Below are 21,001 nucleotides of genomic sequence, written 5' to 3'. Positions count from 1 at the left end.
ATCTTTTCACCTCCAGTAAATATATATTTTAAAAATTTTTGAATATTCATTGTAACTATTACACAATTAAAAAAGACATTTCTTAAAAAAACTGTTTTTAAAAAAATAATAAGCCCTACATTGCGACAAAATTTTTTATAAAAAATATATAATCACCTTTTGGTAAACTATTAAAAAAATAAATAGGGGGAATTTTATGGGTGAGATTGTTAATCAAACTACAATTCAAAAAAATGAAATAATTTACAAGATTGATGACAAACCTCCTTTAGCCTTAAGCATAGTCTTAGCCCTACAACACATATTAGCTGCCTTTGGAGGAATAGTTGCAGTTCCTTTAGTTGTTGGTCAAGCAATAGGAGTTAAAATTGAAGATCTTTCATATCTTGTAAGTGCAGCAATATTCATGGCCGGACTTGCCACCTTTATACAAGCAAAGGGAATTGGAAATTGCGGTGCAAGAGTTTCCTGTATGATGGGAACAGATTTTTCCTTTGTAAGCGCAGGAATATTAGTTGGAAAAAGCATGGGGCTTCCTGGTTATTTTGGAGCAACAATACTAGGTTCCTTTGTTGAAATAATATTAAGTAGATTCATAAAACCCCTTATGAAATACTTTCCTCCAATTGTAACTGGAACAGTAGTTACACTTATAGGGCTTACTCTTTTACCTGTTTCAATAGATTGGGCTGCAGGAGGATATGGTTCCCCAGACTATGGAAGTTTACAAAATATAGCTATAGCAATGACAGTTCTTTTAATAGCCCTTTTCTTAAATAAATATGGAAAAGGAATAGTAAGCAGCGCTTCAGTTTTAATCTCTATATTCTTTGGGTATATAATTTGTTCCTTTTTAGGAATTATAGATTTTACTCCTGTTTTACAAGCAAAATGGATTGAACTTCCAAGAATATTTAAGTACGGAGTAAAATTTAGCCTAATTGGAGTTTTACCTTTTATAGCTCCATATCTTGTAACTACAATAGAAACAGTAGGCTGCCTAATAGCAATAGGTGAAGCCTCTGAAAAACCCTTAACCAGCGAAGAAATATCAGCTGGAATATTAGCAGATGGAGTTGGTAGTTTCCTTGCTGGATTCTTTGGTGCAGGACCTAATACTTCCTTTAGTCAAAACGTTGGACTAATTCCCCTTACAAAGGTGGCAAGCAGATATGTAATGATAATAGCTTCAATCCTTCTTATGCTTCTTGGTATATTTCCAAAGCTTGGCGCTCTTATCGCTATAATGCCAAACCCGGTATTAGGGGGAGCTGGTATTGTAATGTTTGGTATGGTAGCTGCAGCAGGAATAAAAACATTGTCAAGATGCGAACTAAACACTAGAAATCTTTTAATTCTTGCTGTTTCAATAGGATTAGGACTTGGAGTTACTGTAAGACCTGACTTTATATCCCACCTTCCACAAGCCTTAAAAATGTTCTTTGGTTCAGGAATAAGCACTGGAACAATAACTGCATTTTTATTAAATATAATCCTAAAAGATAATTAAGGCTGCCTTCTTGGCAGCCCTTTACTTTAATTAAAACCAACTGTATAATTATATTTAAACATACTCTATGGGGGTGATTTAAATGATAAAATGGAAAGATGAATATAGCATAGGAGTTGAAAAAATAGATCTTCAGCATAAACACCTTTTTGAAATTGCTAATAGAATCTATGAAACATTAAAAAACCAGTTCTACATTGATAAATACGATAAAATATTAGAAATTTTAAAAGAACTTGAAGAATACACAATCTATCACTTTAAGGAAGAAGAAGATTATATGAAGGAAATAGGATATGAAAACTATTTTTTACATAAAATAGAGCATCAAAAATTTATAAATAAACTTAAAGAAACAGACCTTGAAAAAATAGATTTCAATCAAGACGGATATCTTTTAGACCTTCTAAATTTTATCTCAGACTGGCTTGTTAACCACATATTAAAAGATGATAAAGCAATAAATAGTGCAGAATAATTCTGCACTATTTAAATAAATAAAAGTGATCTAAAGGCCCAAAACCTAAACCTATGTTAAGGGAATTTTCAATGGCTCCTTGAATATACTCTTTGCTTTTTTCAACTGCATAAGGCACATCATACCCTAATGCTAAGTTAGCAGCTATTGCAGAAGATAGTGTACAGCCTGTTCCATGGGTATTTTTAGTGTTAATTCTTTTTCCCTTAAAGTAGTAAAAATCTTTTCCATCGAATAAAATATCAACAACATCATCACTATCAAAATGTCCTCCTTTTATAAGGACGCTTTCACAGCCAAAGCTTAAAATCTTTTTGCAGGCTAATTTTATATCATCTATGCTTTTTATTTCCATTTCAGCAAGTAAGCTAGCCTCAGGAATATTTGGGGTAATAACTTTGCAAAGAGGAATTAATTCATCATATAAAGTCTTTATTGCCTCATCCTTTAAAAGTTTAAAACCATTTTTAGAAAACACAACAGGATCTAAAACTATATTCCTTGCTTTAAAGTACTTCAATCTACAAGATACAACTTCAATAATTTCTTTAGAAGATAGCATACCTATTTTTACTGCATCTATATCAATATCTGTAAATATAGCCTCTAATTGAAGCTTTACAAAATCCTTTGGCAAATCAAAAGCAGCAATAACCCCTTTAGTATTTTGAGCAGTTACAGATGTTATTACACTAACTCCATATACAAAATGAGCCGCAAAAGTTTTTAAATCTGCTTGAATACCCGCCCCTGCGCTACTGTCTGAACCTGCAATCGTTAAAGCTTTTTTCATACGCCACCTCCAGCTTGTTTAGGCTTTATAAGTGGAATTTTATTTTTGCAAAGAGGACAGTTTTCTTTATCAAAAACCTCTATATTAAGCTTTACCCCACTGTATATAGGATAACCTAAATCCTTTATGCTTCTATCTACTATACAAGCAATTCCTACAACTTCACCTTGAAATGACTTTACAACTTCAGCTGTTGCAAGGGATGATTTCCCTGTAGTTACAACATCCTCAGCAATCAAAACCTTTTGACCTTTTTTAATTTCAAATCCCCTTTTTAATACAAAACCATCATTTTCCTTTTCAACGAACATGGCTATTTTCCCCATCTGTCTTGCAATTTCATAGGCTACTAATACCCCACCCATAGCCGGGCCTAAAACTATGTCAAATTCAACATCCTTTAATTTTTTAACAACTTCCCTTAGAACAATTTCTGCTTTATCTGGAAACATCATGAGCTTTGAACACATTATAAATCTATCACTGTGTTTTCCTGACGTCAATAAAAAATGTCCTTCTAAAAGAGCTTTGGTTTCACTTAATATATTTAATATACTCATTTTACCACCCCAATTAAATTACTCCTATAATTTCATTTATCGAATTTATTCCCTCTTCTTTTAAAAAATTCTCAATTCCATTTATTATATCCCTGCATGCAAAGGGATTTATAAAATTTGCTGTTCCAACCTGAACAAGACTTGCCCCTGCCATAATAAATTCTATAGCATCTTTATAATCCTTTATCCCACCTATACCCATTATAGGAACATTAACTGCCTTTGAAACTTCATAAACCATCCTCAAAGCAATTGGTTTTATTGCAGGACCTGAAAGCCCTGCAAATACATTTTTAAAAACAGGCCTTTTTTTATAAATATCTATTGCCATAGCTTTAAACGTATTTACAAGTGAAACTCCATCTGCTCCTTCCTCTACACAGGTTACTGCCATATCAACAATATCCTCTGCATCAGGAGAAAGTTTTACTACAAGAGGTTTTTTAACAACCCTCCTAACCTCTTTTACAACCTCTCTTGCTATATTTGACTTTATTCCAAAATTTACTCCACCTTCTTTAACATTTGGACATGATATATTAAGCTCTATTATATCAACATCACTTTTATCAAGCTTTTCTGCTCCTTGAACATATTCCTCAATGCTTCCTCCTCCAAGGTTAGCTATTATAATGGTATTCAAGGTTTTCATAAAGGGAAGTTCATTTTCTATAAAATAATCTATTCCAGGATTTTGAAGACCTACGCTATTTAACATCCCTGACGAAGTTTCAAAACATCTTATTCCTTCATTACCTTCCCTTTTATTAAGGGTTAACCCCTTTGTTACAATCCCACCAAGTATAGATACATCATAAATTTCATTATATTCCCTTGAAAATCCAAAAGTCCCTGAAGCTGCAACAACAGGATTTTTAAAAGTTTTTCCCCATAGAGAAATATTAAGCATCAAAAACAACCTCCTCCCCTTTAAAAACAGGTCCATCTTTACATACCCTTTTCATGCCATCCTTTGTTTTACAAGTGCAAACAAGACACGCTCCTATGCCACAAGCCATTTTGCTTTCCATTAAAAGATAAAGGGGAGTTGCTGTTTTTTTGCATACATCTTTGACCTTTTTCATCATTGCTAAAGGCCCACAGGTTATTACAAGGTTATAGTCAAAAGGATTAAATATATCAGTTATATAACCTTTATATCCAACCTTTCCACTTTCCGTTGATATATACAAATTTTTGCACTTTAAATTTTCTATTCCATAAACTTCATCCCTAAAACCAAAGTATATATCAACATGCGCTTCAATTTTTTTGGCAAAGTAAAACAAAGGAGCAATTCCAATTCCTCCTCCTACTAATGCAACTTTTCCTTTTATCCTTGATATATCCATACCATTTCCTAATGGACCTAAAACCTTAACAGTATCTTGGCACTTTAATTTTGCCAGTTTTTCTGTCCCTTTTCCTTTAACTTCATAAAGAAAACTTATATAATTTTCTCCTTTATCGTATATGCTAAAGGGCCTTGAAAGGGTAGGCTCGTCCTCCCAAGACCTTAGCATAAAAAATTGTCCCGGCTTTACGTTATATTTTCCCTCTAATTTAAGCTTAAAAATATTTTTAGCTACTTCTCTATTTTCTAAAACTTTAAGAGAACTATATTGCACTTAAAATCTCCTCCTTCATCCTTAGAAGTTCTTTCCTTGCTGCAAGAAAAAATTCATCATCATATTTTTTATAAGCTAAAAGTATTGCCCTTGATGAGTTTACAACTCCTCCGTTACCATCCATTAAAAGCTTTTTAACATCTTCTTTTTTTCCTCCTTGGGCACCATATCCAGGTATTAAAAAGAACATCCCCTTTAAATTTTTTCTTATATCTTCCGCCTCATCAAAATTTGTGCAACCTACAACTGCACCAATTGGGCTATATCCATATCTTCCTAAATTACTTTCAATGTATGGCTTTAAAAAATCGTAAACCCTTTCAAAAACTCTTTTTTCTCCTGCATATAAAGTTTGAAGATCCTTAGAAGAAGGATTTGATGTTTTTACTAAAACAAATATTCCTTTATCTTTATCTAAATACTCTAAAAAAGGTATTATACTATCCATTCCCATGTAAGGATTCAATGTTACCAAATCCACTTCAAAATCTCCTTCAAAATGCGCTTTTGCATACATTTTTGCAGTATCTAAAATATCAGATCTTTTTATATCTCCAATTACTATATTTTCTCTACTTCTTAGATATTTTACAGTTTTGCTATAAACTTTCATTCCTTCTATTCCAAGGGCTTCATAGTAAGCAATTTGAATTTTAAAACAAGAGGCTATATCCTCCGTTGCATCTATTATTCTTTTATTAAACTCAAATAAAGCATCATAAAGAGATGTAAATTTTTTTAAAAAATCCTTTGGAATATAATCTATTGAAGTGTCAAGTCCAACACAAACAGGGCCCTTTTTTTCTACTGCTTCATAAAGCTTATCTATAATCAAATCAATCACCCCTAAAAATAACTTTTCCTGCTTTTATAGTAGAAATTACTTTTCCATAAACTTCATATCCAGTAAAGGGATTGTTTTTTCCCTTTGATAAAAAATTATCCGGATCAATTTTATACTTTTTCTTTACATCAATCAAAACTAAATCCCCATCATATCCAACTTCTACTCTTCCTTTGTTAAGTCCCATAATCCTTGCAGGGTTTTCCGACATGATATTCACAAGCTCATTTAAAGTTATATGTCCCTCCATAACAAGCTTTGTAAAACATATTGAAAAGGCAACCTCAATTCCTGAGATTCCAAAAGCCCCCTTTTCCTTATCCTCCTTTGTATGGGGAGCATGATCCGTTGCTATAGCATCAACATATCCCTTTTTTATAGCCTTTATTAAAGCCTCTACATCCTCTTTTTCCCTCAAAGGAGGATTTACTTTATAATTAATACTATTTGTCCCAAATATATGATGAGGGGTAACTTCACAGGTTATTTTAAATCCCTTATCCTTTGAGTTTGCTATCTCCTCTATTGCTTCCCTTGTGCTTACATGGGCAACGTGAAGGCTACATCCTGTAAACTTTGCAAGCTCTATATCCCTTTTTATCATAAGGTTTTCCGAAAGCCTTGTATCTATCTTTGAAATTTCCTCATCTTCAGCATGGGATATTACAGTAATATTCTTTTTCTTTGCAATTTGCATTGCAAGAAGCATAACTTTATTATTCACTATACCCTTTCCATCATCCGAAATAAATTTAACCCTTTCATCTATTAAATTAAGATGATCTATATCTTTTCCTAACATATCCCTTGTTATTGTAACGGTTTGGTGAACATCAAGAAGGCCTACTCTTTCTGATTTTTTAAGGACATAATCAACTACTTCCATATAAGAACAGGGAGGATTTGTATTTCCCATAAGATTTACTGCGGTATATCCTCCCTTTACTGCTGCCATTGAACCTGATAATATATCCTCTTTATATTCATATCCTGGTTCTCTAAAGTGGGCATGAAGATCTACAAAGGATGGTAAAAGGAATAAACCTTTCCCATTTAAAACTTTACAATCCTTGTTTATATTTCCAATTTCAAATATTTTACCATCCTTTATATAAACATCCCCATAAAAGGTCTTTAAGCCGTCAACTACATTAACATTCTTTATCAAAAGCTCCATAATCAAACCTCCGAAAGGGCATATATTTCATCACAATACATGCACCTATATTCTCCTTTTTTGCTGTCCACAAGATAGAAAACTTGGTCTATATACTTTTCAATTGAAGTTACACATCTTGGGTTTTTACACCTTAAAATATTTTCCACCCTTTCTGGAAGCTTTAGTTTTTTCTTTTCAACTATAACCTCATCTTTTATTACATTTATCGTTATATTAGGATCTAGTATCCCAAGAATTGTAAAATCTATATCAACTACATTTTCTATCTTTATAATGTCTTTTTTACCTAGTTTTTTACTTTGAACGTTCATAAGAAGGCAAACTGCGCTGTTTATCTTATCAAGCTCAAGTATTTTAAATATTTTTATACCAAGACCAGCCTTTATATGGTCTATAACTATTCCATTTTTTATACTATTTACAGTTAACATTCTTCCACCCCCAAAAGCTTAATTATAAGGGCCATTCTAACAAACATACCGTATTTTGCCTGTTCAAAGTATTTTGCCCTTTTATCCTCATCAACTTCAACTGCAATTTCATTGACCCTTGGAAGAGGATGAAGGATTATCATATCCTCCTTTGCGTTTTTCAACTTTGAATTATCAAGAATGTAACTATCTTTAAGCCTTAAATACTCCTCTTCGTTAAAAAATCTTTCCCTTTGAACGCGAGTCATGTAAAGTATATCTAGCTTTTCTATTACATCTTCTATCCTTTCAACTTCTAAAAATTCTATATTATTCTTTTGAAGAACTTCCCTTTTTATATAATCAGGAACTCTAAGCTCTTTTGGGGAGATCAAAATGAATTTATTATCTTTATATCTTGACATGGCCTTTATAAGGGAGTGGACAGTTCTTCCAAATTTTAAATCTCCACAAAGACCTATTGTAAGATTTGATAATCTACCCTTTAAAGATTTTATAGTTAAAAGATCCGTCAAAGTTTGAGTTGGATGCTGATGTCCTCCATCTCCTGCGTTTATAACTGGAATTTTAGAATACATAGCTGCAACCCTTGGTGCACCTTCTTTAGGGTGTCTTATAACGGCAATATCTGCATAACAGGCTATGGTTCTTATTGTATCAGCTATGCTTTCACCCTTTGCAACAGACGATGAATTTGGCTCTGAAAAGCCTATAACTTGTCCACCAAGCCTTAGCATTGCAGCTTCAAAGCTAAATCTTGTCCTTGTGCTGGGTTCATAAAAAAGAGTTGCAAGAATTTTACCCTGACATGCCTTTGAAAACTTTTCTGGATTTTTGGAGATTTTTTCTCCAAGATTTAAAATTTCTTCAATTTCCTCTAAAGAAAAGTCCATTGGGTCTAAAAGATGTCTTCCTTTTAACATATTATCTCTCCTTTCTAGCCTCACTGGGCTAAATTAAAGGTTACTAAAAAAGCCTTCCCCTTCGGGAAGGCATAGTAAACCTTGTTAATTATTTTTTCCACCTTCCCGGCCTCACAGGACCAGAATTAAAGGTTTCTCTTACTAAAGTAACACATATATAAAATATTGTCAATACTTTTGAAACCTTATATTTTTGAATACTTGTTGGAAATAACTTTAAAATATATAATTTAAACTGAATACTAAGTTAAGGAGGTTTAAAATGTTGAAGCAATTTATCAATAAAGCAAAGGAAGATATTGTTCTTCTGATATCCTTCATACTAGCCTTTACAACTTCATTTATTAATTTTCCAAAAATAGAATATATAGATTTTAAAGTCTTAATTTCTCTTTTTAATCTTATATTAATAGTTGAAGCCTTTGAAAGATTAAAGATTTTAGAAATGATATCTATTAAAATTTTAGATAAATTCAATAATGAAAGAGCCGTTTCATTAGCATTAATTTTAATAACTTTTTTCCTGTCAATGTTTGTTACAAACGACGTTGCCCTTATAACTTTAGTTCCTATAACATTAATAATTGCAAAAAAATCAAACATCAATCCCCTTGAGATTATAATATTCCAAACCCTTTCTGCAAACATAGGAAGCAGCCTAACCCCTATGGGAAACCCTCAAAACTTATTTTTATACTCAAAATTTAATATAAATACAATAGAGTTTATTAAAACCATGCTTCCTTTTGCTAGCTTAGGATTTTTATTTTTAGCTATTATAAATTTTATAATTCCAAATAAAAAAATAAACTTTTATATAGAAGAAATTAAAATAAAAGATACTAAAAAAGCTCTTGTTTTTGTTGCCATGTTTATAATAATTCTTTTATCTATCTTTAATGTATTAAACTACAAAATAGTCTTTATAATAACCTTAGTATTAACACTACTTTTAGATAAAACCCTTTTAAAAGAAGTAGATTATACATTGCTTTTAACATTTATATTCTTTTTCATATTCATAGGAAACCTTTCAAATTTTGATATTATAAAAAATACTATATCAATGTTTCTTAATAAAGAAAAATTAACATATTTATCTTCAATAATACTTAGCCAATTTATAAGCAACGTTCCTTGTGCAATATTTATATCGGGTTTTTCAAAAAACTATAAAGAATTACTTCTTGGCGTTAACATAGGAGGAATGGGAACATTAATCGCATCCCTTGCTAGCGTAATTTCATATAAATTTTATGTTGAAAGCTACAAAAATGAAAAGAAAAAATATCTTTTAAAATTTTCAATATATAATTTTATCTTCCTTGTTATATTTACAGTAATATTCTGGTTTTTTATATAGTCTATATATCCCTTCTATAATACATCCCTTTAAAATAAATTTTTTCTATATCCTCATAAGCCTTTTTTCTTGATCCATCAAGGGTTTTATCAATTGCCGTTACTGATAAAACCCTCCCTCCTTTTGTAATTAAATTTCCATTTTGATATTCTGCCCCTGCTATAAAAATTTTATTTTTAACATCGCCTATTTTTATTATATGCCCTTTTTCAAAATTACCTGGATATCCCTTTGATGCTACAACTACATTGCAGGAAAATCCTTCTTCCCAGTCTATAACATAACCTTGTAGTTTTCCACATATAGCCTTTAAAATTAAATCAAAAAAGTCGCTTTTCATAAGAGGTAAAATAGCTTGAGCCTCTGGATCTCCCATTCTTACATTATATTCCAAAAGATAAACTCCATTTTCAGTTATCATAACGCCAAAAAATATTATTCCACAAAAACCCAATCCTTCTTTTTTTATTCCCTCTAAAGTTGGAAACATAATATTTTCTTTAAAATCCTTTAAAACTTTTTCGTTAACATAAGGATTAGGTGCAATAACCCCCATTCCCCCTGTATTAGGTCCTTTATCTCCATCAAATATTCTTTTATGGTCCTTTGCTGATATAAAAGGAATTATAGTATTTCCATCGGTTATTGAAAGAATAGAAGCTTCTACCCCTTCTAAAAATTCCTCAATAACAACACTTTTCCCTGAACCTTTAAATATATCTTCTATCATAAACTTTTTTAAAACATCTTTTGCTTCATCAAAAAAGTTGCAAATTACAACTCCCTTCCCCTGAGCAAGTCCGTCAGCCTTTATAACACAAGGATATTTGCAATTTTTTATATATTCCATAGCCTCTTTAAAATCATAAAAAACCCTATACTCTGGAGTTTTTATGTCATGCCTTTTCATAAACTCCTTTGCAAATATTTTACTTCCCTCAAGCCTTGCAGCAGCCTTTGAGGGACCAAATATTTTTAAATTATTCTTTTTGAATTCATCAACTATACCTTCAACTAAAGGCGCCTCAGGACCTACTATAGTTATATCTATATTATTTTGTTTTGCAAATTTTATATATTCATCTATATTCTCTAAATCAACATTTTGACACTTTTCCTCCATATAAGTTCCACCATTTCCTTTTGCAACAAATACCTTTTCAACAAGAGGACTTTTTGATATTTTCCAAGCTATTGCATGTTCTCTTCCACCTGAACCTATTAATAAAACCTTCATATCATCACCCTTTAATGTTTAAAGTGTCTTATCTTTGTAAAAACCATTGAAATACCATACTTATTGCAAGCATCAATGGACTGTTTATCCCTTAAAGCCCCACCCGGTTGCATTATAGCTTTAATATTATACTTTGCAGCCTCCTTAACAACGTCATCAAACGGGAAAAATGCATCAGAAACTAAAACATTTCCCCCTTTTCCCCTTTCAAGAGCTTGACAAGCTGCCCATATTCTATTTACCTGTCCTCCTGCAATTCCAACCGCCTTTTTATTATTTACTACAACTATTGCATTTGATTTCACATACTTTACAACCTTCATACCAAATATCATGTCCTCAATTTCTTCCTTTGTTGGAGATTTCTCTGTTACAACTTCCAATTCATCTATCAATTTATCATCAACACTCTGAACTAATATACCCCCATCAACACTTACAACCTCTATTTTATCTGAAGGCTTTGATTTCATCTTTATTACCCTTAAATTTTTTTTGGAAGATAAAATTTCTAAAGCTTCCTTATCAAAATCCGGTGCAACTATAACCTCTAAAAATATTTCAACAAGTTTTTCTGCTGTTTTTTTATCTATCTTGGTATTAAAAGCTACAATCCCCCCAAAGATAGATACAGGGTCACATTCTAGTGTTTTTAAAAAAGCATCCTGAGCATCAAATCCTAAGGCAACACCACAGGGTATATTATGTTTTACAGCACAGCAGGCAGGCTCTTCAAATTCACAAACTAGTTTCCATGCTATATCTATATCTTTTATATTGTTATAGGATAATTCCTTCCCATTTAACTTTTCAAAATCTTTCATAGAACCATTTCCATCTAATTTTACATAAAAAGCAGACCTTTGATGGGGATTTTCTCCATACCTTAAATCCATTGCTTTTTTATATGATAAGGATAAATATTCAGGATATAGATCTTCTAAGAGAAAATTTGCAATTAGAGCATCATAACAAGAAGTTAGATTAAATACTTTTCCTGCTAAATATTTTCTTGTTTCATATCTTACATCACCAAATTTTTCAAATTCATCTATTACAAGTTCATAATCCCTATAGTCACAAAGAACAACTACATCTTTAAAATTCTTTGCAGCAGCCCTTAGCATAGAAGGTCCTCCAATATCTATAAACTCCATCTTTTCTTCAAAAGTTAAATTTTCATAAATTTTCTCAAAAAATGGGTAAAGGTTTACAACTACAAAATCTATTGTCCCTATTCCTTTTTCTTTTAAGGAATTCATATGATTTTTATTATCTCTTACTGCAAGTATTCCAGCATGAATATTAGGATGTAAAGTTTTAACCCTTCCATCTAAAATTTCTTCAAATCCAGTAATTTTCTTAACTTCTATAGCAGGTATGCCTTTTTCTTTTAAATATTTGTATGTTCCTCCTGTTGATATAATTTCAACTCCCTTTTTATATAAAAAGTTGCAAAATCTATCTATTCCTTCTTTATAAAACGTGCTAACAAGAGCCCTCATATTATCCCTCCAAAACCATCTTTATAGCTTTAACTATTAAATCGTGCTCTCTTTCAAGTACCCTTTTTGAAAGAGTATAAGGAGTATCATTAAAAAACACAGGAACTTTTTCTTGAAGTAAAATCTTCCCTGTATCAATTCCTTCATCAATAAAGTGAACCGAACAGCCTGTCTCCTTTTCCCCCGATTTTAAAACAGCCTCATGGACTTTTATTCCATACATTCCTTTTCCAGAAAATTTAGGTAAAAGGGAAGGATGGATGTTTATTATTTTGTTTTCATAAACCTTTAAAATATCCCCCTTTAAAATAGATAAAAAACCAGCAAGAACTATTAAATCTAAATCTTTACCTATTATCTGTAGAATTTTATCTGAAAGATCAAGTCCTTTATCTAAAACGGCTGTTTTAATTCCCCTCTTTTTAGCCCTCTCAATGGCATAACAATTTCTATCAGCAATAACATATTCAATAAAACAGTTTAAATTCCCCTCATCTATCGCATCCATTATGGCTTGAAGATTAGTACCGTTTCCTGAAACCAAAACAGCTATTCTATACAAACTCCACCACCACCTTTTTCAACATGTCCTATTACAAAAGCTTTTTTACCCATAAAATTTAACTCATCTAATATATATTCTTCACTACCTCTTTCCACACATAAAACAAAACCTATTCCCATGTTGAATGTGTTAAACATTTCTTTTTCTTCAACTCCAAGGCTCATTATATATTTAAAAATACTTGGAATTTCAAAGCTTTCTTTATCTATAACTGCAGTAAAATCCTCTTTAAACATCCTTGGAATATTTTCATAAAATCCTCCACCTGTTATATGGGCCATACCTTTTATTTTATATTTTTGTAAAAGAGGCAAAACATAAGGAACATATATAGTAGTTGGCTCTAATAAAACCTCACCAATTTTTCTTCCCTCAAAATCCTTATCTAAATCTTTTATAAGTTTTCTAATTAAAGAATAACCGTTGCTATGACAACCTGACGATTCTATGCCTATTAATAAATCTCCATCCTCTATGCTACTTCCATCAACAATCCTATCTTTCTCTACAATTCCAACTGCAAAACCTGCTATATCATAATCCCCTTCTTGATAAAAGTCTGGCATCTCAGCAGTCTCTCCACCTATAAGACTGCATCCTGCCATTTTACATCCCTTTGCAATCCCTGAAACTATTAAAGATACTATCTCTGCATCTAATTTTCCACAAGCTATATAATCAAGAAAAAAAAGAGGTGTTGCGCCACAGCATAATATATCGTTTACACACATGGCAACGCAATCTATTCCTACTGTATCATATATCCCCATTTTAAAAGCAATTTTAAGCTTCGTCCCCACACCATCGGCTCCTGAAACTAAAAGCGGATTTTTATATCCTGATATATCATAAAGAGCTGAAAAACTCCCTATACCGCTTAAAACTCTATCATTATAGGTCCCTAAAGCATGTTCCTTTATAAACTTTACAGCTTTATAACCTTCTTGTATGTTTACACCAGCATCTTTATACTTCATTTTAATTCTCCCTTTCAAATTGAAATTTATCTATATTTAAAGGAGCACAAACAGGATATAAGCCATTAAAACATCCAAGGCAAAATCCTTCTCTATTTAAAGATTTTAAAAGTCCATCTATGCTTAAAAAAGCTAGAGAATCCGCACCTATATTATCCTTTATCTGGTCAAGCGTCATGGTAGCTCCTATAAGCTCTTTTCTATAAGGAGTATCGATACCAAAATAACAAGGATATGCTACAACAGGAGATGCAATTCTAACATGAACTTCTTTTGCTCCTGCCCTTTTTAAAAGATTAACAAGCATTTTCATGGTAGTTCCTCTAACTATAGAATCATCTACTAAAACTACTCTTTTACCAAAAATATTCTCCTTTAAAGGATTTAGTTTAATTAAAACTAATTTATCTCTAAACTCACTTTTTGGTTCTATAAAAGTTCTTCCTATATATTTGTTTTTTACAAATCCTATACCATAAGGAATATTAGAAGCCTGAGAATATCCAACAGCTGCAAATGTTCCTGAATCTGGAACGCCAACTACTATATCTGCATTCAAAGGTGCTTCTTTATAAAGCTGAATTCCTGCTTTTACCCTAGATTCATAAACACTTAAGCCATCTATTACGCTATCTGGCCTTGCAAAGTATATATACTCAAAAACGCATGTTCTAAGCTGAGTTTCTTTAAATAACTTAATGCTCTTTAATCCATCCTTATTTATTACTACCATTTCCCCAGGTTCTACGTCCCTTATAAATTCTGCTCCTACTGCACTTAAAGCACAACTTTCAGAAGATAAAACAAAACCTTTATCAATTTTTCCAATGCATAAAGGCCTTATACCATTTGGATCTCTAATTCCTATTAATTTATCTTCAGTTAAAATAAGTATTGAATAAGATCCTTTTATTTTCTCTACAGCATTAAATACAGCCTTTTCTATACCATCTTTAAGGTATCTTATAATAAGATTTAAAATAACCTCCGTATCAATAGAAGTTTGAAAAGCAAATCCTTCCTCTTTTAAAAACTTTCTTAAAACATCAGCGTTTACAAGGTTCCCATTATGAGCAACAGCTATATTGTTAAAAAGAGGCTGTGCATTCTCTTTTTTATTGCCACCTGTTGTAGAGTATCTAACATGTCCTATAGCAGAAAATCCCTTAATATTTAAAAAATTCTCATCAAAAACCTCCCCAACAAGTCCCACATCCTTTTTTATATAAAAATCTTTTCCATTATATATAACCATTCCCGCACTTTCTTGTCCCCTATGCTGAAGGGCAAACAATCCATAATAAACTAGTGACGCAACATCCTTATAATCATTTAAAAAAATTCCAAAAACTCCACACTCCTCTTTAAATTTATCTATTCCACAAAACATTTAAGTCCACCTTCCCACTCTTTTTTTACTTCATTAACATCCAAATCTAATACCTTTTGAGAGTTTATAGTTACTTCAATTTTTCCTTTTTGAGTAAATCCTATAACCTGCGCCATAACTCCAAGGCTTTTAAATATTTCAATTATTTTATCTTCATCTCCTTTTTTGCAGGATAATATAAATCTTCCTTGACTTTCAGAAAATAAGAATCTATCAGGCTTAAGATAAGTTTTTATATCTATTTTTGCTCCCATTACATTTTTAAAAGAAGCCTCAAGTAAAGCTATAATAAACCCTCCATCCGAAATATCATGACAACTTTTTAAAAGCCTATTATCTATGCACTTTAATATTCCTTCTATTGTATTTTTTTCAATTTCAATTTGAGCTTCAGGTACCCTTCCTGCCTCAATTCCATGACAGACAGCTAAATATTCACTTGCCCCTATTTCATCCCTTGTTTCTCCAACAAGTATTATTAAATCTTCTTCTTCTTTAAAATCTATTGTTGTAGCTTTATTCACATCATCTAAAATCCCAATCATACCTATAACTGGGGTTGGATATATTGCTCCATCTTCTGATTCATTATAAAAACTTACATTTCCACTTATAATGGGAACATTTAAAATCCTTGAAGCTTCTGTTATTCCCAATATGCAGTTTCTAAACTGATAATATACTTCTTCATTTTCAGGATTTGCAAAATTTAAGCAATCAGTTACCGCAACAGGTCTTGCACCTGTCGAAGCAATATTTCTTGCTGCTTCTAAAAGAGCTATCTTCCCTCCTTCGTAAGGGTTTAAATAACAATATCTTGAATTACAATCAACCGTTAATGCTACTGCTTTATTTACTTCCTTTATATAAATTAAAGCTGCATCCCCTCCGGGCTTTATTACTGTCGAATTTCTAACTTGATAATCATATTGACTATAAACCCACTCTTTAGATGCAATGTTATAGGACTTTACAAGCTTATAAACATCTTCCTTTAAATCATGGGATTTAATATTTGATAAATCAAAACCCATGAGCTTGTCCATATACATTGGCCTTTTATAATCTCTTAAGTTTACCGGTGCTCCATCAGCAAGAAGATAAGCAGGAACTTGTGCTACTAAGTTTTGTCCATCATAAACCGATATAAAACCATCATCTGTAACTTCTCCAATTATTGAAGCGTTAAGATTCCATTTTTTTAAAATTTCAAAAACTTTATCTTCATTTCCCTTCTGAATAACAACAAGCACCCTCTCTTGAGATTCTGAAATCATTATTTCAATTGGATTCATACCCTTTTCCCTTGTTATAACTTTAGTAATATCAATTTTTATTCCACATCCTCCCCTAAAGGCCATTTCACAAGATGCTGAAGTTAATCCTGCTGCACCAAGGTCTTGAATTCCTATAACAAATCCCTCTTTTATAAGTTCAAGACAGGCTTCTAAAAGAAGTTTTTCCATAAAAGGATCTCCAACCTGAATGGAAGAACGTTTTTCTTGAGACTCCTTAGTTAAATTACAGGATGCAAAACTTGCTCCTCCAATCCCATCCCTTCCTGTTGTATGTCCAACCAACATTACAGGATTTCCAACTCCCTTTGCAATTCCTTTTTTAAAATCTTCCTTTTTAAGAAGCCCTACGCTCATAGCATTAACCAAAGGATTACCATTGTAGCATCTATGAAAAACCGTCTCTCCACCAACGGTTGGGATTCCAACTGAGTTGCCATAATCCCCTATACCCTTTACAACACCTCTTAGCAAAAATTTATTTTTATCTTCCTTTAAATCTCCAAATCTTATAGAATTAAGATTAGCAATAGGTCTTGCCCCCATAACAAATATATCCCTTAATATTCCTCCAACTCCTGTTGCTGCTCCCTGATAAGGCTCAATTGCTGAAGGATGGTTGTGACTTTCTATTTTCATGGCAATAGCATATCCATCCCCTATATCTATAACCCCTGCATTTTCTCCTGGACCTTGCAAAACCATATCTCCTTTAGTATTAAAAAGCTTTAAAAGAGCCTTTGAATTTTTGTAGCTGCAATGTTCAGACCACATAACTCCAAACATTGAAAGTTCAAGGTCATTTGGCTCTCTTCCAAGGTATTTTAAAATTAAGTCATATTCCTCCTTTTTCAAACCTACATCCTTATAACTTAACATAATAATCCTCCTTAATAATACTTTTTGACATCTTGTCAACTTCAAGCTCAAGCTCCTTTTTATAACATTGAAGTTTTCTCATCAAATCTTGATCAAAAATTGAAAGCATCTTTACAGCCAAAATTCCAGCATTATATGCACCATTTATAGCAACCGTTGCAACTGGAATCCCTTTAGGCATCTGAACTATTGATAGCAACGAATCAAGTCCGTCTAAGGATTTGCTTTTAATAGGAACGCCTATAACAGGAAGATTTGAAATAGAAGCTACCATTCCCGGAAGATGTGCCGCTCCTCCTGCCCCTGCAATTATTATTTTTATTCCTCTTTTTTCAGCTTCCTTTGCAAATTGAAACATTTTATAAGGAGTTCTATGGGCTGAAACAACATCTATTTCATACTCAATTTCAAAATCTTTTAAAACTTTTTCTGCTTCCTTCATAACTTCATAATCCGATATACTCCCCATTATGATTGCAACTTTTTTCATAAAAATCACCTATCTTTATATTTTTAATCACAAAATCCATCTTTTCCTTTAAAGATTCTAAATCCTTATCAACAATGGTTATATGGCCTATCTTTTTCCTTTTATCCACCTTGTCTTTCCCATATAGATGAACATAAACTCCACCAAGTTTTAATATCTCTTCTAAATTTTTTATAGTATATTTCCCTTCTATTTTTTCTTCTCCCAAAATATTTATCATACAGGCTGGGCTTAAAAGATCTGTAGAGCCTAATGGAAGATTTGTTATGCTTCTTAGATGGTTTTCAAATTGGCTTGTTACGCAAGCTTCAATAGTTAAATGTCCTGAATTATGGGGCCTTGGTGCAACTTCATTTATCAAAAGATTATCATCCTTATCAAGAAACATTTCTATACAAAATATTCCAAAATCATCAAGAGCATCCAAAACCCTTCTACCTATATCTTTAGCATTCTCTTTAACCTTTAACGAAACAGAAGCTGGTGCAAAGGTATATTTTAATATCCCATCCTCATGGAAATTTTCAAACAAAGGATAACTTCTAAAATCTCCCCTTTTATTTTTACAAACTATAATTGAAACTTCCTTTTTAAAATCTATAAACTCTTCTGCAAAAACTTCTTTTGATTTAAAATCAAAATTTTCATATTTTAAAAGATCCTCATATTTTTCTATTTTAATATTTCCTTTTCCATCATATCCTCCATGGCAATACTTTAATACAAAAGGATATCCTAATGCTAAGGAAGCCTTTTTTAAATCCTCAAAACAATCTATTTTAAAAAACTTTGGAATAGGTAAAAAATTATCCTTTAGAAATTTCTTTTGAAAATATTTATTTTGAATTATCCTCAAAATCTTAGAAGATGGAATAACTTTATATCCTAAAGTTTCAAGTTTTTCTAAATTATGAACGCTTATATGTTCAAATTCATAGGTTATAACATCAGTATCCCTTGCAATTTTTAGGTAAGCTTGAAAATCATCAAAACTTGCAACATATTGTCCATCACAAATCTGCCCTAATGGAGAGTTTTCTTTAGGATCAAGCCCATAAACTATATACCCCATCCTTTTTGCCTCAAAAGCAAACATCCTTCCAAGTTGTCCCCCACCTATTATTCCAATCCTTGAAGGAGGTAAAAGTGTATCCATAATATCACCCTACCCAAAATAACTTATAATTGATTTAAAGAACCTAACCCCATCTTCACTCCCTAGTATTTTATAAAAAGCCCTCTCAGGATGAGGCATAAGGCCTAAAACATTTCCCTTTTGATTTATTATTCCTGCTATATCATTAGTAGACCCATTAGGATTAACTTTATATCTAAAGACTATTTGTTCATTTTCTTTAAGCTTTTTTAGCCCCTCATCATCTATAAAATAATTCCCTTCTCCATGGGCTATTGGAAAATTTACAACTTCTCCCTTTTTATAAAGCCTTGTAAAAGGAGTATTATTGTTTTCAACAATTAAATTACAATCGCTACATACAAACTTTAAATTTTTATTTTTTAAAAGGGCGCCAGGCAAAAGCTTTAATTCTGTAAGTATCTGAAAACCATTGCATATACCTAAAATCAATTTATCTTTTTGTGAAAAATCATATATATCCTCTAAAACCCTTGAAAACCTTGCAATAGCCCCACACCTTAAATAATCTCCGTAGGAAAAACCTCCCGGCAAAACTAAAAGATCAACATCAAGTTTTTTCTCATCATGCCAAATATATTTAACATCAACATTTAAATCTTTTAATACGTCAAAAACATCCCTATCGCAATTTGACCCTGGAAAAACAACAACTCCAGCTTTCATATTCACACCTCAAATCTAAATGTATAGGTTTCTATAACAGGATTTACAAGAAATTTTTCACACATCTCTTTAACCAACTTTTCTGCTTTATTAATTTCTAAATCCTTAAGTTCAATTTCAATATGCTTTCCAATTCTCACATTGTTAACATCATAACCAAGCTTAATCAATCCATCTTTAACTGCATTTCCTTGAGGGTCCATTATCCCTTCTTTTAACGTAACATCAATTAATACCTTCATCTTTATCCTCCCCATTTAATCTTTTTAAAATTTTACTATAACCTTCTAAAACATCCCCAAGTTCTTTTCTAAAACGGTCCTTATCAAGCTTTTCACCCGTATTTTTATCCCAAAATCTACATGTATCAGGAGATATTTCATCGGCAAGAAGTATTTCACCATTAAATCTTCCAAATTCCAATTTAAAATCTACAAGTTCTATGCCTATTTCATCGAAAAAGTCCTTTAATATCTTGTTTACCTTTTTAGATATTGAATAAATTTCCTTCAATTCCTCAAAGGAAACAATTTTAAGAGCTACTGCATGGTAATCATTAATAAGAGGATCACCTAAAGCATCGTTTTTATAACATATTTCAAATACGGGAAAATCTAATTTTGTGCCATCTTCAATTCCAAGCCTTTTGGAAAAGCTTCCTGATGCAACATTTCTTACTATAACCTCAAGGGGAACTATTTCTACTTTTTTAAGGAGCTGTTCTCTTTCATTTAGCCTTTTTATGAAGTGGGTTTTAATACCTTTATCTTCAAGAAATTTAAAAAGATAAGAGGATATGAAATTGTTTATCATGCCTTTCCCTTTAATTTTGCACCTTTTTTGTCCATTAAAAGCTGTTATATCATCCTTATAATATGCTATTATTTTGTCATCACCAACATCATAAAGAATTTTTGCCTTTCCTTCATAAATTTTAACTTTTTCCATAACAGTCCCTCCAAGTAAAAAACCCCTTTTTGACCATGGAAGAGTCAAAAAGGGGAAAGTAACCCAAAAAGCCACTGACTCATCCATAGTCGGGCAGTTTACGGCTGCCCGGTAGAGACTCCAAGGCCATATCCCTTGGATTATATGGATGATTGTATCTTTTATTTATAATTATATTAAACC

General features: G+C 31.8%; 22 protein-coding genes and 1 riboswitch. Of the genes, 3 read left to right on the top strand and 19 right to left on the bottom strand.

The features are described from left to right. Positions 1-196 precede the first annotated feature (196 nt). Positions 197-1,510: a uracil-xanthine permease family protein gene (locus C4R78_RS00995; RefSeq protein ID WP_103895225.1), complete on the top strand. Its 1,314-nt coding sequence runs from the start codon at positions 197-199 to the stop codon at positions 1,508-1,510. 82 nt (positions 1,511-1,592) lie between these two features. Next, positions 1,593-1,988, top strand: a complete 396-nt coding sequence (locus tag C4R78_RS00990) for a bacteriohemerythrin (RefSeq protein ID WP_103895224.1) — start codon at positions 1,593-1,595, stop codon at positions 1,986-1,988. 7 nt (positions 1,989-1,995) lie between these two features. On the opposite strand, the gene thiD is transcribed toward C4R78_RS00990, so the two are convergent. From thiD to pyrB, 8 genes are read right to left on the bottom strand one after another with little or no spacing between them, the layout of a single operon-like run. Continuing rightward, positions 1,996-2,781: a bifunctional hydroxymethylpyrimidine kinase/phosphomethylpyrimidine kinase gene (gene thiD, locus C4R78_RS00985; protein ID WP_103895223.1), complete on the bottom strand. Its 786-nt coding sequence runs from the start codon at positions 2,779-2,781 to the stop codon at positions 1,996-1,998. Then, entirely contained in the window at positions 2,778-3,341 is a 564-nt protein-coding gene (gene pyrE / locus C4R78_RS00980; protein WP_103895222.1) for an orotate phosphoribosyltransferase, read from the bottom strand. The genes thiD and pyrE overlap by 4 nt, the downstream gene beginning before the upstream one ends. Positions 3,342-3,354: 13 nt before the next feature. Then, complete coding sequence (locus C4R78_RS00975; protein WP_103895221.1) at positions 3,355-4,251, bottom strand: dihydroorotate dehydrogenase; 897 nt, start codon at positions 4,249-4,251, stop codon at positions 3,355-3,357. Continuing rightward, positions 4,244-4,969 carry a dihydroorotate dehydrogenase electron transfer subunit gene (locus tag C4R78_RS00970; protein WP_103895220.1) on the bottom strand — a complete coding sequence of 242 codons (726 nt, stop codon included), beginning with the start codon at positions 4,967-4,969 and terminating at the stop codon, positions 4,244-4,246. Before C4R78_RS00970 ends, C4R78_RS00975 begins: the two co-directional genes overlap by 8 nt. Next, positions 4,959-5,804, bottom strand: coding sequence for an orotidine-5'-phosphate decarboxylase (pyrF, locus tag C4R78_RS00965; protein ID WP_103895219.1), 846 nt, complete (start codon positions 5,802-5,804; stop codon positions 4,959-4,961). The genes C4R78_RS00970 and pyrF overlap by 11 nt, the downstream gene beginning before the upstream one ends. Position 5,805: 1 nt before the next feature. Continuing rightward, positions 5,806-6,990, bottom strand: a complete 1,185-nt coding sequence (locus C4R78_RS00960; protein WP_103895218.1) for a dihydroorotase — start codon at positions 6,988-6,990, stop codon at positions 5,806-5,808. Between the two features lie 2 nt (positions 6,991-6,992). After that, a complete protein-coding gene (locus C4R78_RS00955) occupies positions 6,993-7,424 on the bottom strand; it encodes an aspartate carbamoyltransferase regulatory subunit (protein ID WP_103895217.1) in 432 nt (143 codons plus the stop codon). After that, entirely contained in the window at positions 7,418-8,347 is a 930-nt protein-coding gene (gene pyrB, locus C4R78_RS00950; RefSeq protein WP_103895216.1) for an aspartate carbamoyltransferase, read from the bottom strand. The genes C4R78_RS00955 and pyrB overlap by 7 nt, the downstream gene beginning before the upstream one ends. 262 nt (positions 8,348-8,609) lie before the next feature. Between pyrB and C4R78_RS00945 the strand changes: the two genes are divergently transcribed. Next, the gene (locus tag C4R78_RS00945; RefSeq protein WP_103895215.1) at positions 8,610-9,710 is read left to right on the top strand and encodes an SLC13 family permease; all 1,101 of its coding nucleotides are present in this window, start codon (positions 8,610-8,612) and stop codon (positions 9,708-9,710) included. Position 9,711: 1 nt separating this feature from the next. On the opposite strand, the gene purD is transcribed toward C4R78_RS00945, so the two are convergent. The 11 genes from purD to purC are packed head-to-tail and all read right to left on the bottom strand — an operon-like array spanning position 9,712 to position 20,818. After that, positions 9,712-10,947: a phosphoribosylamine--glycine ligase gene (gene purD, locus C4R78_RS00940; protein WP_103895214.1), complete on the bottom strand. Its 1,236-nt coding sequence runs from the start codon at positions 10,945-10,947 to the stop codon at positions 9,712-9,714. A gap of 11 nt (positions 10,948-10,958) precedes the next feature. Continuing rightward, the gene (gene purH / locus C4R78_RS00935) at positions 10,959-12,452 is read right to left on the bottom strand and encodes a bifunctional phosphoribosylaminoimidazolecarboxamide formyltransferase/IMP cyclohydrolase (protein ID WP_103895213.1); all 1,494 of its coding nucleotides are present in this window, start codon (positions 12,450-12,452) and stop codon (positions 10,959-10,961) included. A gap of 1 nt (position 12,453) precedes the next feature. Continuing rightward, positions 12,454-13,014 (bottom strand): phosphoribosylglycinamide formyltransferase, encoded by a 561-nt coding sequence (purN, locus tag C4R78_RS00930; protein WP_103895212.1) that lies wholly within the window; start codon positions 13,012-13,014, stop codon positions 12,454-12,456. After that, positions 13,002-13,994: a phosphoribosylformylglycinamidine cyclo-ligase gene (gene purM / locus C4R78_RS00925; protein WP_103895211.1), complete on the bottom strand. Its 993-nt coding sequence runs from the start codon at positions 13,992-13,994 to the stop codon at positions 13,002-13,004. The genes purN and purM overlap by 13 nt, the downstream gene beginning before the upstream one ends. A 1-nt stretch (position 13,995) precedes the next feature. Then, a complete protein-coding gene (gene purF, locus C4R78_RS00920) occupies positions 13,996-15,384 on the bottom strand; it encodes an amidophosphoribosyltransferase (protein ID WP_103895210.1) in 1,389 nt (462 codons plus the stop codon). Continuing rightward, positions 15,369-17,558: a phosphoribosylformylglycinamidine synthase subunit PurL gene (purL, locus tag C4R78_RS00915; protein WP_207654255.1), complete on the bottom strand. Its 2,190-nt coding sequence runs from the start codon at positions 17,556-17,558 to the stop codon at positions 15,369-15,371. Before purL ends, purF begins: the two co-directional genes overlap by 16 nt. Further along, a complete protein-coding gene (gene purE, locus C4R78_RS00910) occupies positions 17,545-18,048 on the bottom strand; it encodes a 5-(carboxyamino)imidazole ribonucleotide mutase (RefSeq protein WP_103895209.1) in 504 nt (167 codons plus the stop codon). Before purE ends, purL begins: the two co-directional genes overlap by 14 nt. Next, complete coding sequence (locus C4R78_RS00905; protein ID WP_103895208.1) at positions 18,005-19,204, bottom strand: 5-(carboxyamino)imidazole ribonucleotide synthase; 1,200 nt, start codon at positions 19,202-19,204, stop codon at positions 18,005-18,007. Before C4R78_RS00905 ends, purE begins: the two co-directional genes overlap by 44 nt. Positions 19,205-19,213: 9 nt before the next feature. After that, a complete protein-coding gene (purQ, locus tag C4R78_RS00900) occupies positions 19,214-19,870 on the bottom strand; it encodes a phosphoribosylformylglycinamidine synthase subunit PurQ (protein ID WP_103895207.1) in 657 nt (218 codons plus the stop codon). A gap of 2 nt (positions 19,871-19,872) precedes the next feature. Beyond that, positions 19,873-20,112 carry a phosphoribosylformylglycinamidine synthase subunit PurS gene (purS, locus tag C4R78_RS00895; protein WP_103895206.1) on the bottom strand — a complete coding sequence of 80 codons (240 nt, stop codon included), beginning with the start codon at positions 20,110-20,112 and terminating at the stop codon, positions 19,873-19,875. Further along, on the bottom strand, positions 20,096-20,818 hold the full coding sequence (purC, locus tag C4R78_RS00890; protein WP_103895266.1) for a phosphoribosylaminoimidazolesuccinocarboxamide synthase: 723 nt from the start codon (positions 20,816-20,818) through the stop codon (positions 20,096-20,098). Before purC ends, purS begins: the two co-directional genes overlap by 17 nt. Positions 20,819-20,884: 66 nt before the next feature. Further along, positions 20,885-20,986: riboswitch (purine riboswitch) on the bottom strand. Between the last annotated feature and the right edge of the window lie 15 nt (positions 20,987-21,001).

It is taken from the genome of Caloramator fervidus (genome assembly GCF_900108045.1).
GTDB classification, from domain to species: Bacteria; Bacillota; Clostridia; order Clostridiales; family Caloramatoraceae; genus Caloramator; species Caloramator fervidus.
The sequence above is the reverse complement of the archived record's forward strand: the minus strand, read 5'-3'. Positions and strand labels throughout refer to the sequence as shown.

What these genes read in the sequence shown, in the direction of transcription:
- purC (WP_103895266.1), bottom strand. Translation starts at nt 20,818, where the DNA reads ATGGAAAAAGTTAAAATTTATGAAGGAAAGGCAAAAATTCTTTATGAT.
- pyrB (WP_103895216.1), bottom strand. Translation starts at nt 8,347, where the DNA reads ATGTTAAAAGGAAGACATCTTTTAGACCCAATGGACTTTTCTTTAGAG.
- thiD (WP_103895223.1), bottom strand. Translation starts at nt 2,781, where the DNA reads ATGAAAAAAGCTTTAACGATTGCAGGTTCAGACAGTAGCGCAGGGGCG.
- purD (WP_103895214.1), bottom strand. Translation starts at nt 10,947, where the DNA reads ATGAAGGTTTTATTAATAGGTTCAGGTGGAAGAGAACATGCAATAGCT.
- purQ (WP_103895207.1), bottom strand. Translation starts at nt 19,870, where the DNA reads ATGAAAGCTGGAGTTGTTGTTTTTCCAGGGTCAAATTGCGATAGGGAT.
- purL (WP_207654255.1), bottom strand. Translation starts at nt 17,558, where the DNA reads ATGTTAAGTTATAAGGATGTAGGTTTGAAAAAGGAGGAATATGACTTA.
- purS (WP_103895206.1), bottom strand. Translation starts at nt 20,112, where the DNA reads ATGAAGGTATTAATTGATGTTACGTTAAAAGAAGGGATAATGGACCCT.
- C4R78_RS00990 (WP_103895224.1), top strand. Translation starts at nt 1,593, where the DNA reads ATGATAAAATGGAAAGATGAATATAGCATAGGAGTTGAAAAAATAGAT.
- C4R78_RS00975 (WP_103895221.1), bottom strand. Translation starts at nt 4,251, where the DNA reads ATGCTTAATATTTCTCTATGGGGAAAAACTTTTAAAAATCCTGTTGTT.
- C4R78_RS00945 (WP_103895215.1), top strand. Translation starts at nt 8,610, where the DNA reads ATGTTGAAGCAATTTATCAATAAAGCAAAGGAAGATATTGTTCTTCTG.
- C4R78_RS00955 (WP_103895217.1), bottom strand. Translation starts at nt 7,424, where the DNA reads ATGTTAACTGTAAATAGTATAAAAAATGGAATAGTTATAGACCATATA.
- C4R78_RS00960 (WP_103895218.1), bottom strand. Translation starts at nt 6,990, where the DNA reads ATGGAGCTTTTGATAAAGAATGTTAATGTAGTTGACGGCTTAAAGACC.
- purE (WP_103895209.1), bottom strand. Translation starts at nt 18,048, where the DNA reads ATGAAAAAAGTTGCAATCATAATGGGGAGTATATCGGATTATGAAGTT.
- C4R78_RS00905 (WP_103895208.1), bottom strand. Translation starts at nt 19,204, where the DNA reads ATGGATACACTTTTACCTCCTTCAAGGATTGGAATAATAGGTGGGGGA.
- C4R78_RS00995 (WP_103895225.1), top strand. Translation starts at nt 197, where the DNA reads ATGGGTGAGATTGTTAATCAAACTACAATTCAAAAAAATGAAATAATT.
- purH (WP_103895213.1), bottom strand. Translation starts at nt 12,452, where the DNA reads ATGAGGGCTCTTGTTAGCACGTTTTATAAAGAAGGAATAGATAGATTT.
- purF (WP_103895210.1), bottom strand. Translation starts at nt 15,384, where the DNA reads ATGTTTTGTGGAATAGATAAATTTAAAGAGGAGTGTGGAGTTTTTGGA.
- purM (WP_103895211.1), bottom strand. Translation starts at nt 13,994, where the DNA reads ATGAAGTATAAAGATGCTGGTGTAAACATACAAGAAGGTTATAAAGCT.
- pyrE (WP_103895222.1), bottom strand. Translation starts at nt 3,341, where the DNA reads ATGAGTATATTAAATATATTAAGTGAAACCAAAGCTCTTTTAGAAGGA.